This is a genomic window from Paenibacillus marinisediminis, assembly GCF_054343325.1.
In genome coordinates this window covers 1-18,105 of sequence record NZ_JBTGUH010000021.1, presented here as the reverse complement: position 1 = coordinate 18,105, position 18,105 = coordinate 1, and the positions used below count along the sequence as shown (strand labels likewise).

Annotated in this window: 11 protein-coding genes, 8 tRNA genes and 2 rRNA genes; 1 reads left to right on the top strand and 20 read right to left on the bottom strand. The window is 45.5% G+C overall.

Annotated features, from left to right (window positions below; translation table 11 throughout):
* Nucleotides 1-292 precede the first annotated feature (292 nt).
* Nucleotides 293-1,129: an SDR family oxidoreductase gene (locus ACXX53_RS22915; protein WP_458571015.1), complete on the top strand. Its 837-nt coding sequence runs from the start codon at nt 293-295 to the stop codon at nt 1,127-1,129.
* A 92-nt stretch (nt 1,130-1,221) separates the two neighbouring features.
* On the opposite strand, the gene ACXX53_RS22910 is transcribed toward ACXX53_RS22915, so the two are convergent.
* The 20 genes from ACXX53_RS22910 to ACXX53_RS22815 form a co-directional block, all read right to left on the bottom strand.
* Entirely contained in the window at nt 1,222-2,331 is a 1,110-nt protein-coding gene (locus ACXX53_RS22910; protein ID WP_458571007.1) for a hypothetical protein, read from the bottom strand.
* A 192-nt stretch (nt 2,332-2,523) separates the two neighbouring features.
* Entirely contained in the window at nt 2,524-3,519 is a 996-nt protein-coding gene (locus ACXX53_RS22905) for a zinc-dependent alcohol dehydrogenase (protein ID WP_458571006.1), read from the bottom strand.
* A gap of 27 nt (nt 3,520-3,546) precedes the next feature.
* Complete coding sequence (locus ACXX53_RS22900) at nt 3,547-4,368, bottom strand: carbohydrate ABC transporter permease (RefSeq protein ID WP_458571005.1); 822 nt, start codon at nt 4,366-4,368, stop codon at nt 3,547-3,549.
* 25 nt (nt 4,369-4,393) lie between these two features.
* A complete protein-coding gene (locus tag ACXX53_RS22895) occupies nt 4,394-5,338 on the bottom strand; it encodes a carbohydrate ABC transporter permease (protein WP_458571014.1) in 945 nt (314 codons plus the stop codon).
* A gap of 96 nt (nt 5,339-5,434) precedes the next feature.
* The gene (locus ACXX53_RS22890) at nt 5,435-6,754 is read right to left on the bottom strand and encodes a sugar ABC transporter substrate-binding protein (RefSeq protein ID WP_458571004.1); all 1,320 of its coding nucleotides are present in this window, start codon (nt 6,752-6,754) and stop codon (nt 5,435-5,437) included.
* A 60-nt stretch (nt 6,755-6,814) separates the two neighbouring features.
* A complete protein-coding gene (locus tag ACXX53_RS22885) occupies nt 6,815-9,517 on the bottom strand; it encodes a dockerin type I domain-containing protein (RefSeq protein WP_458571003.1) in 2,703 nt (900 codons plus the stop codon).
* Between the two features lie 53 nt (nt 9,518-9,570).
* Nucleotides 9,571-10,758: a cohesin domain-containing protein gene (locus ACXX53_RS22880; protein WP_458571002.1), complete on the bottom strand. Its 1,188-nt coding sequence runs from the start codon at nt 10,756-10,758 to the stop codon at nt 9,571-9,573.
* 12 nt (nt 10,759-10,770) lie between these two features.
* The gene (locus ACXX53_RS22875; RefSeq protein ID WP_458571001.1) at nt 10,771-12,474 is read right to left on the bottom strand and encodes an S-layer homology domain-containing protein; all 1,704 of its coding nucleotides are present in this window, start codon (nt 12,472-12,474) and stop codon (nt 10,771-10,773) included.
* Between the two features lie 33 nt (nt 12,475-12,507).
* Nucleotides 12,508-14,742: a dockerin type I domain-containing protein gene (locus ACXX53_RS22870; protein WP_458571000.1), complete on the bottom strand. Its 2,235-nt coding sequence runs from the start codon at nt 14,740-14,742 to the stop codon at nt 12,508-12,510.
* Between the two features lie 361 nt (nt 14,743-15,103).
* Nucleotides 15,104-16,495, bottom strand: coding sequence for an extracellular solute-binding protein (locus ACXX53_RS22865; RefSeq protein WP_458570999.1), 1,392 nt, complete (start codon nt 16,493-16,495; stop codon nt 15,104-15,106).
* Nucleotides 16,496-17,071: 576 nt separating this feature from the next.
* Nucleotides 17,072-17,147: transfer RNA gene (locus ACXX53_RS22860), tRNA-Lys, on the bottom strand.
* 4 nt (nt 17,148-17,151) lie between these two features.
* Nucleotides 17,152-17,226, bottom strand: a tRNA-Glu gene (locus ACXX53_RS22855).
* A gap of 17 nt (nt 17,227-17,243) precedes the next feature.
* Nucleotides 17,244-17,320, bottom strand: a tRNA-Asp gene (locus ACXX53_RS22850).
* A 12-nt stretch (nt 17,321-17,332) separates the two neighbouring features.
* Nucleotides 17,333-17,409, bottom strand: a tRNA-Met gene (locus tag ACXX53_RS22845).
* 18 nt (nt 17,410-17,427) lie between these two features.
* A tRNA-Val gene (locus ACXX53_RS22840) sits at nt 17,428-17,503 on the bottom strand.
* A gap of 4 nt (nt 17,504-17,507) precedes the next feature.
* A tRNA-Glu gene (locus tag ACXX53_RS22835) sits at nt 17,508-17,582 on the bottom strand.
* Between the two features lie 4 nt (nt 17,583-17,586).
* A tRNA-Ser gene (locus ACXX53_RS22830) sits at nt 17,587-17,679 on the bottom strand.
* Nucleotides 17,680-17,682: 3 nt separating this feature from the next.
* Nucleotides 17,683-17,758, bottom strand: a tRNA-Asn gene (locus tag ACXX53_RS22825).
* Between the two features lie 9 nt (nt 17,759-17,767).
* Nucleotides 17,768-17,884 (bottom strand): 5S ribosomal RNA (gene rrf / locus ACXX53_RS22820).
* A gap of 126 nt (nt 17,885-18,010) precedes the next feature.
* Nucleotides 18,011-18,105, bottom strand: a 23S ribosomal RNA gene (locus tag ACXX53_RS22815); the annotation flags it as partial.

Here is an 18,105-nt window from a genome sequence, read left to right as displayed (position 1 = left end):
TATGCAGATGATATTGAAATCCACCCATATTTTAACATATAGAAGGAGTGCAAGAATGATATGGTTTTGTAAATAAATAGGTGATTTTAGTTGCGCATAGTATATGTATCTTTGGTAAATTCGACACCGCCAGATAAGTCATCTTCATGCCGCTTTTCATGTATGCAGGCTCTTGCAGGACCCATCTATTTCAAATAAACTAAGGTAAATTTCGATACAACCAGATTAAACGATCATCTTTACTGCACAATCCATTACAGGTTCAAGAAATGGAGGAATCATAATGAGCAGTATGAGCGGAAAGATTGTACTTATCACAGGTGCCAATTCTGGAATGGGGTTAGCGACAACGATAGAGCTGGCTAAGAAAGGCGCACACGTCGTGATGGCCTGCCGCAACAAAAGTCGCGGTGAAGAGGCATTGCAGCGAGCAATAGCGGAGAGCCGCAGCACGGAGATCCATCTGATGACATGTGACCTCGCATCGATCAAGAGCATTCGTCAATTCGCTTCAGCATTTCGTGAACAATACAATCGTCTGGACGTCCTGATCAACAACGCTGGTGTGGTCGCCATTAAACGTGAATTAACCGCTGATGGTTATGAATCGCAGATCGGAGTGAACCATCTAGGTCACTTTTTGCTGACCAGCTTGCTGCTTGACCTTCTGACCAACGCACCGCAAGGCAGGATCGTGAATGTGTCCTCAGGAGCTCATAAGGTAGGCAACATTCATTTTGAAAATATAAATCTGGAGAAACGCTATAACCCGGCCAAAGGCTATGCTCAGTCCAAACTAGCTAATATTCTGTTTACACAAGAGCTTGCTAGAAGATTACAGCATACCTCCGTTACGGTAAATTCGCTTCATCCAGGAGCAGTCGCAACCAATATCGGCGTCGATCGCGATACGGGCTTTGGCAAGGCCGTACATAAGCTGTTGAAGCCATTCTTTCGAACCCCGCTTCAAGGGGCCCAGTCTGCTATATATTTGGCTTCTAGTCCAGAGGTGTCGCAAGAGACTGGCGGTTATTACGTAAATTGCAAACGAGCTAAAGTATCCTCCCGTGCCCAAAATGCCGAGCTGGCAGCGCGTTTATGGAAATGGAGTGAAGAACAGGTTCAATAACACCTATTTGCATAGAACAATTCCGTCTGAAACGCAAAAAGGTTGTCCTTCTGCAGACTTTCTGCATTAGGGCAACCTTGTACTCTGTAGTATTATTCTGCATACTGCTTCAATAGATCGAGAATTATCGCTTCGTCAATTTGATAGCCGAGCGGAGATGCGGCATCGGTCTTGCCATAATCGTAAGGATTGGTGGCCTTTACCGCTTGACCCTTCTCAACAGCTACCAATGTCGGGTACCATTTTAATTCCGGAAATTGATGATCAGCAACCAGCTTAGCATAAAACATCGCATTTTTCTCCAGGTACATATTTAGGCGAATGGTTTTATAGCCTTTGTCCGCTTCATATTGATCCAGGTAAGGCATTAGTTTATGACAGTGCGGGCAAGTATCGCCGTAGAGCAGCAAGACGAAGCTCTCTTTACGTTTCAGCTTTTCATCTATTGATTCGATCGCGCTCATATCGATGTCTTCATTGAACTTGTTCAACCACGCATGCTCATTCAAATATTGCTGCAATTGCTCCTCATCATGCCGTACTTCAGCAGGTATAGGTTCTTGGCCGAAGCGAACACTCTTCATCACATTATCGTTATATACGATCTTAAGGATCGGCAGATTAGCCGCTTCATGATCGCCATCGGTTTCGTTATAGAGCGGTACAGATATTCTCGCCTTTCGCTGAAGCTCAAGCAACCTTAGCAGCTCATCCTTATTCAATTCCTGCCGTTCGGCTAACGAAATAATAATTCGCTGCAATTCCGCTATATCCTCAGGATGCAGTTCAGGAGATTTGATGATGTTGAGCGCAAACTTGTAGTCCATCATGACTTCATTTCTAGCTGCATCCGCCTCTGAACTAGTCTGTTCCGAATTAACGCGTACACGCTTCAAGCCCGCTTCCAGTTCCCGAATCTCCTTATAGGTCTGAATCTCCTCTTCATGATCAGTCACATACTTCGCAATACTTGCTTGGTCATCCGCTTCATCGAGATTTAAGAGAACAACGTTCGTGTTACTCTGGTTAGCCGCTTGAAGAACAGCTTTATGCAATTGTTCATCCTGTGTTTGATTGTTATAGATAAGCAGTATCCCATTGTGCATGTCCTCTAGCTCGATTTCTTGTGCAGATGGAGAACGACCGCATCCGACGGTTAGCACCATAAGCGTGAACATCAGACATAAACATATCTTCTTCATGGATATCCTCCCCTGGAGTAGCTGCAGCTGGCTGTAACCATGAACTGAAGCTCTAAGATGCACCTGAACCTTTCCAACAGCAAACATGGAGAGGCTGTCTCCGTAGTCAGAATCAACTAAAGAGATAGCCCCTTTGAAAAATGTTTATATCCGCACAGCTCATCGCTGCATGTTGATGCATTCCGATAAAGTCTAAGCGCTCTTGAAGTCTACTAAGACACCAATCGTCTTCTCAGGAGCCGAGGCTAATAATTCGTAAGCTTCCGAAGCTCGATCAATCGGAAATACAGACGAGATTAGCGGCTCGATCTGCACCAGGTCACGTTCCAGCAAGCGAATAAATTCGGCAACGTTGCGTCCTTCTGTCCAACGAACATATCCGATAGGATAATCGTGGCCGTTCACCTCATACTGGTGGTCATAACGACCAGGACCCCCGGCACGAGAGATCAGCACCTCCGCTTCCTTACTGAACATCGCTTCCCGATCGAATTCCGGCTTAATGTCGCCAACGATTATGATCTTGCCGCGATCACGCAGCCATCCTAAGGCAGAATCGATTAAGCCTGGAGCGTGACCTCCTGCACATATGATGACAGTATCCGCTCCTTCCTTGCCTATCGCTGCCTCTAACTCTTTCGTTGAGCAATAAGCCTCTTCGATACCTAGCTCCTTCAATTTCGTACAGCGCTCAGGCAGCAGATCAATTCCAAATGTATGATAGGCAGCCGCGTTAGCAATCTGGCAGATGATATTACCTAGTATGCCGAGCCCCACTACAACTACCTTTTCACCGAATTGCATATGAGACTGACGAAGGGCATGAATAGCAATAGCCCCAAGCCCGACGAAGGCAGCTTCACGCAGGTCCACATGATCAGGTATCGGCGTTATGAGATGCTTAGGAACAACCAAGTATTCCGCATGCTTGACAAATGGCGCTCCATAACAAGCCACCCGTTGTCCGACATGAACATGACTTACTCCCGCTCCAACCTCTCTTACAATACCTGCCGCGCTATAACCTAGCGCAAGGGGCTCAGCACCTGCATTTTTCTGAAGAGTCATCTCAGTGCCTGCACTAATGGCGGAATACACCGTTTCGACCAACACATGCTGCTCTTTCAGCATCGGTTCAGCCGCGTCTATTGTTTGCGCAATTCCCTCTACTGCCACTAATGTCTTCAAGACGCGATCCCCTTCCTATCGGCTATATTAGGATTTAATACCCGACATGGCAATACCTTCAGTAAAGTATCTTTGGAAGAAGATAAAGATTAAGAAGGTTGGGATAAACGATAGAGCAGCTCCTGCCATCTCAATACCAAAGTTTCCTTCCTTCGTCAAGGTTGATGCAAGACCGACAGTAATCGGGAACATCTTCTCAGATGTCATAAAGATGAGCGGTGTAAAGAGATCGTTCCAACCGGTTATAAAAGCAAAGGTTCCGATTGTCGCAACCGCAGGCATAGCAAGCGGCAGCATAATTTGGAAGAAGATCCTAAAGTCATTTGCACCGTCAATATAGGCTGCTTCTTCCAGTTCCTTCGGAATGGTCATCATAAACTGCCGTATGAGGAATACCCCCATAATCGCCCACAACTCAGGCACAATGATTGCAGCGTATGTGTTAATCCAGCCAAATTCACTAAACATGATATATTTTGGAATGATGAGCAATTGACTAGGCACCATGACAACGGCCATCATCATCCAGAACAAAAACTCACTGCCTGGAAATTTCTTTTTACCAAAGATATATCCCAAGACAGAGCACAAGATGATCTGAGAGACGACAGGTACTATGGTCATAATCAATGAGTTTTTAATCCATGTTATAAAGGAGCTTCTCCCAATAATTCGCTCATAGTTATATAGTGTAGGCTCGGTCGGGATCCAGAACAGCGGATCTGCCAACGCGACCTCTACCTTCTGGAAAGACCCCAAGATCATCATTGCAAATGGGAAGAATAGAACGATACCAAATGCAATGAGCAATGAATAAAGTAAAATACGCTTCGGCACGGAGAGTCTCAATGTTCCTCCTCCTTTCTAGGTGGCTCTAATAGGTAACCTCTTTGTTGAGGTACTTTTTCTGTATCAGGGAAATTACTAATATAATGAAGAATAAGGCATAGGCCAACACGCTGGCATAACCGAATCTCAATCCTGTGAAGCCCTGCTCATACAGATAGTACACAATCGTGCTTGTCGCATAGTTCGGTCCGCCGTTCGTAATCAAGAAGGCAGAGTCAAATACTTGGAACGCGCCGATCGTTGTCATAATTCCCACATAGAAATGGATTGGAAGGAGGAGTGGGAAAGTTACCTTCCAGAAAGTCGTCCAGGTTGATGCTCCATCGATCTTAGCAGCTTCATACAGATGTGATGGAATGGATCTGAGGCCTGCATAGTAGTAGACCATCGTATTTCCGCACACTTTAAAGATACTCAAACCGGCCATTAACGGCAGCGCTTGCTTGGAGTTCGAGAAGAACAGCTGCGTATCTACTCCAAAGAAACTAAGAAAATAGTTAATGACTCCGTATTCAGTCCCTTTAAACATCCAAGACCAGATTCCAGATATAATAACGAACGATGTAACTACTGGAAGGAAGTAGAGCCCTTTAAAGAACCCTGCTCCTTTCACACCGGAATTGACTAATAATGCAAGACCTAATCCAAGTGCCATGGTAGGAATAATATAGTAAACGGAAAACATAAACGTATTCCAGATTGATTTCCACGCCAGCTTATCGGTCAAGAAATATTGCCAGTTATCTAAACCTATGAACTTAGGAGTTCCAATGAGAGGCCAGTCCATAAAGGTTAATACAAAACTGAATGCAAGCGGAAATAGCTGAAACACGACAAAGTGAATCAAGATCGGAATGAGAAATACATAAATGAAAGCATTGCGTTTAAATTCACTGAAAATACGATGGCTGAGCCTGTTGGAACGATTAGTAGCAGCTGAGAGTTGCAGACTCGAGTTATTCAGAATAATCACCTACGATTCAGTTAGTATCGTAATAAGAAGGATTCATGCTATGGGAATAGCGATGAATCCTTTACCTTATTACGTGCAGTAAGTAAAGCTCAGTTACTTCTTCATTTCATCTTCAATGGACTTCACAGCATCGTCAGCAGCAGCCTGCGGTGTCTTTGTGCCTTCAAGCATAGCAGAGATTTCAGCTTGAATTCTTGGCATAATAGTACGAGCTACTGGGCTCGTAACACCAGGCTTTGTATACTCAGTTATTTCAACAAACTTCTTCATCTCTTCATTGCCGTCATAGATATCTGTTGCAGATTTGCGAGTTGGAATATAGTTCGTCAGCTTGTTAAATTCCTTTTGGCCTTCAGTTGATGTTATTTCCTTAACAAACTCGATTGCTGCTTCTTTGTTCTTGCTGTTCGATGGTACTGTAAACAATCCGACAGTACCGAAGCTGGACAACTCTTTACCCTTCAGCGGTGTGCCGATCACATAATTCTGGTTCTGCTCCTTCAACACGTTGATGGAATATCCTGAGCCCCAGATCGCCATCATCTTGCCTGCCAAGTATTCAGGGAATTGATCCGCATTGGAAATCGAATCTTTCGGGATCCAGTTCTTGTCATACATATCTTTAATCAACTGGAATGTCGCAACACCTTCAGCGTTGTTCAAGATGATGTTTCCGTCTTTATCCAAAACATCTCCGCCTTGCTGCCAAAGGATCGGATACAAGGTCGCGTTACAGCAAGCATTACCGCCGCCAAAGTCACGAGCGTAATAGCCCTTAGCCGCAGCTTTCTCTGCCCAGACATTAAACTCTTCCCAAGTAGTAGGCAGCTTGTTAGGGTCTTCGCCGATAGCTTTAATGATGTCCGTGTTGTAGATCAACGTTTGTGATTCTTGCAGCACTGGGAGTGCATACTGTTCACCATTGTATTGACCAGCAGACAATGCTCCCGCTGTGAAATCTTGCATGTCAGCGTCATCGAGATATTTGCCGAAAGGCTCAAGTACACCTTTGCTCGCGAATTGAGGAATCTGGTCGGAGATCTGATAGAATACATCCGGACCATTATTCGCCGCCAGTGCAGTTAATATCTTTTGTTCCCGGTTTGCCCAAGGAATCTCTTCCATATTAACCTTCACATCAGGATACTTCTTATTGTAGGATGCGATAATTCCGTCCCAAACTTGATTCATCTGATCTTTCTTATCTTCACTTACATAAGGATGTACCCATACCGTGATCTCACCTGAAAGCTTCTTGTCCTTGGAGCCTTCATCCGTTGTGCCCTTCGAATCAGTTGCAGCAGGAGGCTGTGACTCCGACTTTGGTGCATCACCAGAGCCGCCGCAAGCGGAAAGCAGAGTACTGAATACTAACATTAAGGAAACTAATAACATACTAGACTTCTTTGCCATTGCAAGACCATCCCTTTCGTCTCTCATAGTTTGATGTATGAATTACATTTGGTAAAACCATCATTTATTCATGAGCTTGAGTCCAACAAGCGCCATGTCGGCAACATCGATACGCTGATCTCCGTTCAAGTCCATATGGCGATTGCTGCTTGTAAGCTCAAGACCAACCTGCTTCGCAATCAGCATCAAGTCAAGCAGATCGACCTTGCTGTCCCCGTTAATATCCTCTGGAATCCGCGGTGCTCCGATAGATACCGCTGCAGTTCGATCCTCATTAAGCTTATAAATTCGTCCTGTTACATCCCCATCGATTGCGATTGTTTCGGACTCCTTCTTCAGCGTAAATACGGATTCTCCTGCTTCCACTTTCGGCTGAAGCAGAATTTCTGCTGCCTGAACATTACCGTTGATGCTGCTCTCCTTCAATTGTGATGCCACGATTGTAACGACGCCCGCTTCATCCTCCCAAGTCAGGAAACCGTCATTCCACCCGGCTGATGCTTTCACATCAACTACTTTCCATTTCTCCGGATCGTAGAGCACTTTTGCTTTGAAGGCATATAGATTGGTGCCTTGTTCAACATGAAGTCCAACAGAAATGACCTCGTCTTTAGTAGTGGAAGCAGGCGCTGATATATTCAATTTACCTGCGTGTTCATACTCCACATCCGATATTGGAATCATCATCAGATTGCCCATGTTGCTCGCATCGGCGTAATATATGTTTTCATTGCCATTTGCATCTTCCGCGAGCGTCATAAACTTCACTTCTATGCTGTTCTCTACTAGACGAACATGCTCCATCGTCTTAGGGTTAATGACCGTTATGCGGTCAGCAAGATCGAAGTACAGCAGGCCGTCCTTGCCCCAATGAGGATGATATGGTCGCCACATGCCATAGTTATTGATGTCAGGGTAAATATTCTTATAATCAATTACCTCATAGGTTTTCGGATCAAGCTTGAACACGATGCCGTTTACTCCGCCCCATACGTTGCCGTCTGGTCCGATGGACAAGCCGCTAATCATCGGCGGATTGCTGAGTCCTGGAATGTCCAGGGTGAACTCAGCCACCTTTTGCTTCTTGTTCACATCCCACACGAACATTTTGGCGGATCTTTCCGTTGGCGTTATTCCTAGCCCGCCATGTACAGTCGTTGATCCGTATATCAATCCGTCTTTATATGCCAAACCAACAATACTCTGATCCTTTACGATGTTGCGGAATACCTCATGTTTTCCTGTTGCGGGATCGTAGATCGTAAGCGCGCCGCCCAGCTGCCCATAATCCGGGATCGTGCCGATCATCAGCTTATCTTCCATCACCTTCATAATGTAAGGTCGGTCCTGCTGCTCTCCGATCTGAAATACCTTTTCTACCTGCGGTGCTGGAAGCGTCGTGTTGACCTTATACACATGACCACCTGGATAGGTGCCAAAGTACATATCATTTTCGTAGGCGATTATGCCTTCAGCTTGCTCCAACGTAAAGGCTGTGTTCTGTAACGTACGTGGATCAAACTTGGCACCCATGCCGCCAGGATAACCAGACATATAGAGATTGCCATCTAGGCCTTTTTCAATGTTATGAATTGGATTCGGCTGTCCGACCAGCACAGATGGATAATCGGTGCGCGTCTCGTTCTCCAGATTGAAGAAACTAAGCTCGCCATTGGCTTTCATTGTAACGAAGGTTGGTCCTCCGGCACTTGAGTCCTTCGGCTCGACCCACCCCGCTCCTCTAAATGAAGAGCCAAACTTCATATTCGTCATTCTGGCTTCGAAGGTTTCCAGATCCACTTCCGTGACGGTGCCATTAGCTGGTATATAGAGCTTATTATTGTGCGTCACCAATTGGTTGAAGGAGAACACTCCTGCACCTGTAACACCGTTAATTGTCTTGCCAATCTTATGCGGCAGCCATTGCTTCGCTTCCAGATCATAGAACAGCAGTGTCATCAGCGGATCGCCGAACTTTACGACGAGCAAATCATCAACAACAGCCATGTCATAGGCGAATGGAACATCTTTTTCCGCAACGCCTAGGATACCTGCAACATCCTGTGAAATGACTTGCTTATCTCCGGTATTCACGTCCAGGCGAACAACATCGCCCTTAGTCCCAATTCCTGCATAAACATAACCTTTATAATAGGCAATTGAGCGAACGTATTCCTGTCCAGCTATCATGCTGCCATAATCATGGAATTTCTTGGTCACGGGATCATACTTAAATACTTTACCGTTCTGGAACGTTCCGCCGTATACATTTCCCTTCTCATCCGTCGTCAACGTCCAGATCGACTTTTCCCCTTTGATCGCTTCACCTAGATTCTGAACCGTCTTGGTTACAGGCGAGTAGCTCCATAGGTCTCCCTTAGTTTGACCGCTAGTTGTGATCCCGCCAATATATACGGTTCCGTCAGGCGCTATCACATGTCTCCAGCTCTGCTGCGTACCGGTCAGTGGAAATGAACGAAGCAGCTTGTTATTTTTAATATCCACGACATTAAATATAGCCGTATCCGCATTGGCAGTCGTATATGCTACATCGATCCCATCTTCTTTACCGATGACCGCATCACTTATAGCTACTCTGGATATAGGAACACCCATATCGATTGGTTGTCCATATGCTCTACCCTGAAAGATCACAGACTCGTCACTTGCCGCTCCGGCTGGTGCAGCGAAAGATAACGCCATTGAAGAGATTAAACAGAATGCGAGCGATAAGACCATCCATTTCTTCAACTTCTTATGCATCATACTCCTCCTCAAAAAGGGTTTCCTGACTTCATTCACTCCTGGCATGAACATCAGTTTTTCATAACTTTGAGGGCCACCAGACCGACATCAGTGATATCAATCTTGCCGTCGCCATTGAGATCATAATGCTGAATGGAACTATCAAGCGCTCGATCAATGTTCTTGCTGATCAACACCAGATCGGCTAGATTGACCACACCGTCGCGGTTCAAATCTGCCTCATCCTGCATGATGCTAACACGAGCTTTGACATCACTTGTCAATCTGATAAGATCTGCATCTGTTGCCGCTTTAGAAGAAGCAATTGTCGATCCGCTATGAATAGCGAGCGTTGTATTGCCGCTATTGCTCAGCACCTTGAAGGTCACCTTCACGACAGCCTTATTGCCGCTTACCGAATGATCCTGTAGTTGAGAAGCTACAATCCTTAGCTTCCCGCCCTGATCCTGCCATGTTAGAAAGCCCTCGTGTCCATTCAGAAAGTCAGCATCCAGTTCTACCTGACTTACTTCTAATGCAGCTGGATCATAGCCTAATATCATATCGGCTGCATACAGATCTTTAGCTTGATCAACAGCCAGCTTTACAGTCAAGGACTGTCCTTGAACGGCATAAGTCGGAGCTTGCAAAGCTAGTGACATGCCTTCCTGTTGATAGGTCACTTTAAAATCATCGTAATAAGCTACTGCTGTGAAAAAGTTACTTAATGAAGGGAATACCGACGCATACTTTGCATTTGCAGGAGCAACCCCTTTTACTTCTGCTTTGAACCATTCTCCCTTTGGATTTCGATAATGAAATAGCGACTCTCCTACTTGCTTGTCATTTTCATCATAGAATCGAAGCAAAAACGATGCCGCAACCGTTGGATCTTCCAAATACATCATGGCTGAAGCTGTGTATTCAACTCCTGGTGTTACAGGCAGCGGATCGCTTTGAAGAATAGCTCCTTGTGTAGTAGATGTGTCTGTAAACTTCACACTGTGTGTCCCTGAATAAGCGCGCTCTGTAGTCACTTCATAGTACGCATTCTCATAAGGCTTCCACCAAGGCTTCCAGCCCGGTATGTCGGTGCCAACCAGATCTTCTTCAAACCCAGCATTACGAATATCGAGCTCTACCGTTTGCATAGCTCCCCCAGCTGCATTTGCCGTTGAAACCCCAACACTCGTGAATACCATCGTCATCATGAGCATAATAGCAAGGACCAACATTGAGCTTTGCTGCAACTTTTTCAATAGACTTCCCCCTTAACTTTGATCAAGCCAACGCAGCAGCAATATTGCGGCGTCTGCACGTGAAGTATTAGCCTTCGGCATGAAGAAATTATTTCCTACTCCCTTGATCAGACCTTTCTCTTTCGCCCAGTTAACCCCCTCCTTCGCCCATACACTGATGTCGTGATCATCCTGAAAACCTGATGCTGGAAGAGCGCTTGTTTTCTCTGTTGACTCACTTGCATTCATCAACATAACGGCCATTTGCTCTCGCGTAAGCTTCGCATTCGGATTGAAGCGGCTTCCGTCCCCTTTGATGATTCCTGCTTTCCAAGCGGCATGTACTTCTGCTGCGTACCATGCTTTGGGATCTACATCGATAAAGCCACCTGTACCTGCAGCTGAAGCATCCATGTTCAATACACGCACGAGCAATGCGGTAAATTCAGCACGTGTGATCTCTCTGTCTGGAGAGAAGACTCGATCTCCTGTCCCCTTCATCAATTGCTTCGCAGTTAACGCTTCAATCGCATGCTTCGCTTCTGCAGAGCATTTATCGATGTCGATGTAATCCACTGTATACTCCATCAGCATGTATAGGCCTGGATCACCCAGCTTAAGCTCAAACATCTCTTTCGTCTGTTTGGCTTCACGAACATAACGCCATTCAGAGGTTTTTTCATTCCACTTATAAATGCCCAGCTTATGATTCTGCACTTGTTGAGATGAGGCAGTATCGCCTAGAATCCATTGCACGATGAGAGACATATCGTGCTGCTTCAGCAATTGAGCTTGACTAGGTGTTAGCTGCAGCGCCTTCATAGCATCCGAGCCGTTCTGGGTAAGCTGCATACGGAATGTTTTATCCGTCGAGAGCCTGAGATCATTTTCCTTAGCGAGCTTGATAAGTTCAGTTATCGAGTCCAACGCCGTCTTCAAGGACTCATCAACCATCATCTTAGCTGGAATGGATGCATCCTCTGTCAGTGTAATGCTCTCTTGAAGCTGCTGTAGCAGCTGTTGACCTACTTCCTGCCATTGCGCTAGCTCATCTGCGGAAAGACCTTTCATTCCTTTAGAAAGCTGCTTGATCATAATGTCATAGGCTTCCTTCGTATTGCGCTCCTTCAGAAGCTGCTTCGCTTGCTGAAGCAAGCTTGTCGGTTCAGGAGTTGATACATTCGGCGCTTCCGGGTAGATTCTTATGACCTTAATCATTAAGCCGCCTTGATTGGTCAACGAGATTTCTTTTAGATCTTTCAATCCAGCTTCATTGATATAGGTTTCGCTCGAAACTGCCTTAAGTTGTTCTATAACCACACTAGCTTCGCCAGCTTCTTTCGCTGTAAAGCGCAGCTCTGCAACCTCAAGGTATGGATGACTCTTATTGTCAGACATTTGCTCTCTTAGCAGCGGCAGCAATACCGTTCCCTTCGCTTCGTCAAGCTTCTGACCGCCAAAGTCGCTGTAGCCTCCAAGCACTTTGGCTTCCTCCAGCTTCAGCTTCGAAGAGTCATACTTTACTCGGAATTGAATGCCATACAAGTCGGTTACATTCCGAACTGCAACCTTAACCTTCACCTCGCTGCCTTTCACAACAGTCTGCGTCTCCGTCTGCAGGTTGATGCTGCCGGAGGCTGCCTCCGTTTGCTCAGCGGCGAATGCACCTAACGGGACAACTGTCGTCAGAATCAGACAAAGCATCATCACTGGTATTGCGAATCGCATCCGTTTCATTCGAGATATCCCCTCTCCTTATCCGTAAAGTACTTACCTTTCCATCATGGTCATCGCAACGAGTCCTACATCTGCTATGTTAATCGTTCCATCTCCATTGATATCCAGATAAGCCGACGTTTCCGTAATCGGAGAACCTACATGCTGAGCCACCATCACGACATCTAGCAGGTTGACCACGCCATCGCCGTTCACATCCGTGCTGACTTCCGATCCAGAACTTCGAACAGGTATCATTTTCAATCGAGTGCCTTCGGTGTAATAGATATGGCCATCATCACCTAAAGTCATATATCCTGTGCTAGGACCGAAGTATACGACCTCCATCGTATTCACATTTAACACCGTAATCTTGCTGTTTAGATCGGTATACAGCAGCCCGTCATTACCCCACCGTAGATGAACAGGCTTCCACATCCCATAATTTTGAACATCCGGATACACGGCCTTTTCCTTCACCACAGTTAATGTTTCAGGATCTACCGCAAACAGGATGCCATCCGCTGCCGCCCAGAGCAGTCCATCAGGACCAAAAGTCAAGCCGCTGATCATCGTAGGTGCTTTTCTAGCTGAGCTAAGCTTCGGTGTTGCCTCCAATAGCTTCGTACCACTTGCTAGATCCCAGACAAACATCTTGGCTTCTGTCGCTGACGGATCAATTCCAAGTCCGCCATGGATTGAGGTTGAACCATACACCTTGCCGTCACGGTAAGCCAGACCGACGATGCTCTGGTCCTGAACGACATTCCGATATACCGAGTATGTAACTGAAGTTACTGTCGCAGGTTGTTCATATGTAACGGAAGTGACGGATAAAGGATCATAGATGACCAACGCTCCGCCAAGCTCACCATATTGTGGGACAGTACCGAAAAATACCTTACCTTCTCCTGTAGCCGTTACATAAGGTCGATCTTGACCTTCCCCGATACTAAACTTGTACACGGGATTGCTGTCTTTCACTAGCGGCTTACTAGGATCTAATTCATAGATCTGAGCCTTGGGATAGATTCCGACATACAGCTTATCTCCGAATACCCCCATACTCTCCGCTTGATCCATGTAAAACAGCTCAGTTGTTTTCGTGATCGGATTAAAGCGAGCACCGTTTGCGCTAGGATAGGCGCTCATGTACAGGTTTCCATCCGGCCCCTTCTCTAAGGTGTGCAGCGGAGCAGATTGACCTTCGACAATCGGGTACAGCTCCTCGCGTACGCCTTTATCTGGCTGCATCATTGTGACAATGCCATTGTATTGAATACTAGCTAGCTTCTTGCCCTGAGCGTCGGATCCTACCCAACCTGCATCTTTCATCGACATGGTCTGCTTGATTCCAGTGTCAGCAATCTCATGTGTCGTCAGATCGAAAGAGACAAGCTTTTGATTCTGCAGAAAATAAACCTTGTTGTTCATCTCCGGCGATACTTGCACCCCATTAAATCCTTCAATGACCACATCGAGCCATTGCCCCTTTACGAGGTCGTATACGATCAGCTTGTTAATGGAACCACCTGATAGGTGAGTGAACAAGTAATGTCCAGCCACATCGAGATTATAAACGTATGGATAATCAGTGACTCCCGGCAGCTCCTTCAACGGTATCTCCTTCTTGCTGCCATCGTTGGGATCGATCTTGATCAAGTGTCCAGTTGTGCCTGTTCCCGCGTATACGTAACCGTCATAATAAGCAAGAGAGCGAACGTACTTCTGCCCCTCAACTGCGCTGCCGAAATTAGTAAACTGCTTAAGTACTGGGTCGTATTTAAAAACCTTTCCTCCCGGGTAAGTACCTCCGTACACATTGCCCTTTTCATCAATGGTCATCGACCAGATTTGCTCTTTCTCTGGAATAGGCATTCCCAGCTCTTCAAGGACTCCGGTAGCCGAATCATAGCGATATAGGTAGTTAGAAGTCGAACCGATGTATACGTTTCCATACGAGTCCGCTTCATGTACCCAGACTTGCTCGCTGTCGGTTAACGGTAATGATTGTACAATTTCATATGTGTTTAGGTTGATCACATTGAACATCGCTGGCTTACCACTCACAGTGGTATACAAGTAATCCTTGCCATCAACCTGATTGTATGCGCTGTCAAAAATGCTAATCTGCTGAATTGGAGAACCAAGATCCACTGGCTGACCGAATGTAGGAGAAGCTGTGCCAGCCTCTACATTCCCTGCGTTTGCCAGAAAAATGGATAAAGGTATTATGAATGTCAGACACCAAACGATCGGTTTTCGAATCATACGATTGATATTGACCACTCCTTCATCTCATTAAAGTGTGATACTAGATCATGCCCTTAACCAGTGCCAATTCTGTAGAATACATCTGGTTCTTAATACTGTCTAATATTGTCTCTTTTAGGATACAACCCCCTTATCCCGTAGTTTTTGTAGTATATATTTGGTATATATGTTTGGTTATAATATTAGTGACTTTACTAAGTTATGTCAATGCTTCCTCATATACGGACAGATTATAGACTCTCGAATCGAAACTAAAATTTCACATCATTCAAAAAATAAATAAGAACCCTCACACCTACTCTTGGAGTAGGTGCAAAGATTCTTATCATTGCGAGCGCTTACTATTCTCTTATCCTCAGATCGATTTGTTTAAGTGTCACACAGATTTCGACAACAGCTGTTCAAGTCGAGCGCATACCGAGCTTTCATCCTCCATACCTGACCAATAAAGCCTCATTTCATTACGAAATAGCGCCATTTCTCTGGTCTTCATCTGGAGTTCAGTAAAGAAGCGAAAGGTTGGAACAATTTCACGATACATATAAAACCGGCTTGGCCGAGCAAACTTTACATCCTCTTGCCCAGTCCATTCAGCGGCCTTCTTGTCACTTGGTATGCTAAGTGTTTGTTGACGGATCAGAAGCTGGGACTTATAAGAGGTCATATAGTCTACAAATGTATTGGCTGCATGCTTTACTTTGGATCTCCGATTTACAAATAACCCAATGGTGAGAAGTAGTGTCTTGGAGTCGTGCAGATAAGGTACAGGCGCCACATCAAACGAAAAATCCATATTGCGAATATGATTCAAGCCAAAATAGGATGATATAATCATCGAGATCTTACCTTGCGAAAAAAGATATAAGGTGTCCTCATCCTTTTCCGACAGCAAGTTTGGAAATATACCTTTTTGCGATGCTAGATCACGACATACGCCCATGCTCGCCATTAATTTTGTATCGCAAAGATGCACTTGTCCATTCTCGTCATGCTTCATGTTCATTCCGCTCTGCAGCAAGAATAACGGCCATCTATTGTCTGATATCAGATGAAAAAAGAAGCCGTATCTGCCCTGATCATCCGTTAATTGTGCTGCAACCTCCATCAGATCCTTCCACTGCCAGCTGCTATCTGGTTCAGCAATATTTTTCTCTACGAAGTGATCGCGGTTATAACAAAGCACAACTGGGGAGAAAATGAGCGGTCGAGCAAGTATTAGATCATCATGTTGAAATGCATTCGCAATAAAGCTATAAAGATCTGGCTTGCAAGCCAGCGGCTCCATGACTCCGCTCTCTTCTTCATCGATAAAGGACTGGAAGTGATTATTATTGATGGATACAACATCGAGCAGATCTTGATTCAGATACTCTGACACCGTATCATAATAATCATCATATGGTACAGGCACCATCTCTACTCGAATATGCGGATACTCCTTGTGAAACTCAGCCAATAAGCGGACTAATGCAGCTTCTTCCAATAGGCTCTTATAATATCCAAATCGAATTGTAACCAAGCCTTCCTCTACAGGTTTCGACACTTGATTACCTACTCGCGGCACTTTATGGATTAAATTTTCAGCTACCAGTATGTCCAGCCCTTTGCGAACCGAGTTTTTACTCAGCTGAAATTGTTCGCCTAACGACACCTCCGAAGGTAAATATTCGCCCACTTCTCTCTTGCCAGTAACGATATCTTCCCGCAGGGTTGCAACCATGTCGTCCAATCTCTTTCTAAATGTGACACGGCTTGGTTTACTTTCCATCAACTAACCTCCTTCAACCAAAACTCCTTTTTCTAGTATATATCTAGTATGTATCTATAATAAGCCATTCACACAAAAAATCAAATCTTAAAAAATTGGACATTTAGATTCAATCATTTACAAAGTAGAAATTGAGGGAGGTTTAGCAATTAATTCAATGACTCATATTATTATAGTTATATATCCGAAGTGTCTCTATGAATGAGAATAAGTAGATGCATGGTGCTCAGGACAAGCGTTGTCTGTCCAAATACTACGGAAACAGGATCCGTCACTTAATTACTTCAGCTTGTTAAGGAAGGAGTCGGAGCTAAGACTTAACCACAATATTCGTGCGATTTAAGTTATGGGCTCCGCTATTGGAGATGTAGAGTTATTCTGTCGAAATGATTCGAATATAAGCTTAGACGCTAAAGCATTCATGATATGACTAGTGACATTTTCTCACAATCCAATCGATTTGTGAAGCTATTAACACATTTCATACATGAAATTCAGTATGCAAATAAGGTATCTACCTGTCGAAACTCGACTATAGATACCTTAGATATAAGCATATGCGTCTGTTTAAAATACTGGTGAGCCATGAAGGACTCGAACCTTCGACACCCTGATTAAAAGTCAGGTGCTCTACCAACTGAGCTAATGGCTCTTAGTGGTGACCCGTAGGGGATTCGAACCCCTGTTACCTCCGTGAAAGGGAGGTGTCTTAACCCCTTGACCAACGGGCCTTACTAAGTTATGTAAATGGCGGAGCTGACGGGATTCGAACCCGCGGTCTCCTGCGTGACAGGCAGGCATGTTAGGCCTCTACACCACAGCTCCATGCATTTTATTTGGTTGCGGGGGCAGGATTTGAACCTACGACCTTCGGGTTATGAGCCCGACGAGCTACCGAACTGCTCCACCCCGCGACAATGAGGTATTGATAATGGTGGACACTAACGGGTTCGAACCGCTGACCCCTACCCTGTCAAGATAGTGCTCTCCCAGCTGAGCTAAGTGTCCATTGTGGTGACCCGTAGGGGATTCGAACCCCTGTTACCTCCGTGAAAGGGAGGTGTCTTAACCCCTTGACCAACGGGCCTTACTGGCGGAGAGAGAGGGATTCGAACCCTCGAGACGCTTGTGGCGCCTACACGATTTCCAATCGTGCTCCTTCGACCAAACTCGGACATCTCTCCAAATGGCTCCCCGAACAGGACTCGAACCTGTGACAACTCGATTAACAGTCGAGTGCTCTACCAACTGAGCTATCAGGGAATATGACAGGCTTGGCAACTTCCTACTCTCCCAGGACCCTGCGGTCCAAGTACCATCGGCGTAAGAGGGCTTAACGGTCGTGTTCGAGATGGGTACGCGTGGAACCCCTCTGCCATTGTCACCAAACCTATTGTATTCAGGTCAGCACCGCCAAGTGCTGAAGTGCCACTTAATCCGCTGCACTTGGCAGCTTCATAAGGTGTTGCACCCTGAAAACTGAATGCGAAGTTGAAAAGCTTGCTTGAATATCATTAGGATAAGCCCTCGACCGATTAGTATTCGTCAGCTCCACACATTGCTGTGCTTCCACCCCGAACCTATCTACCTCGTCGTCTTCAAGGGGTCTT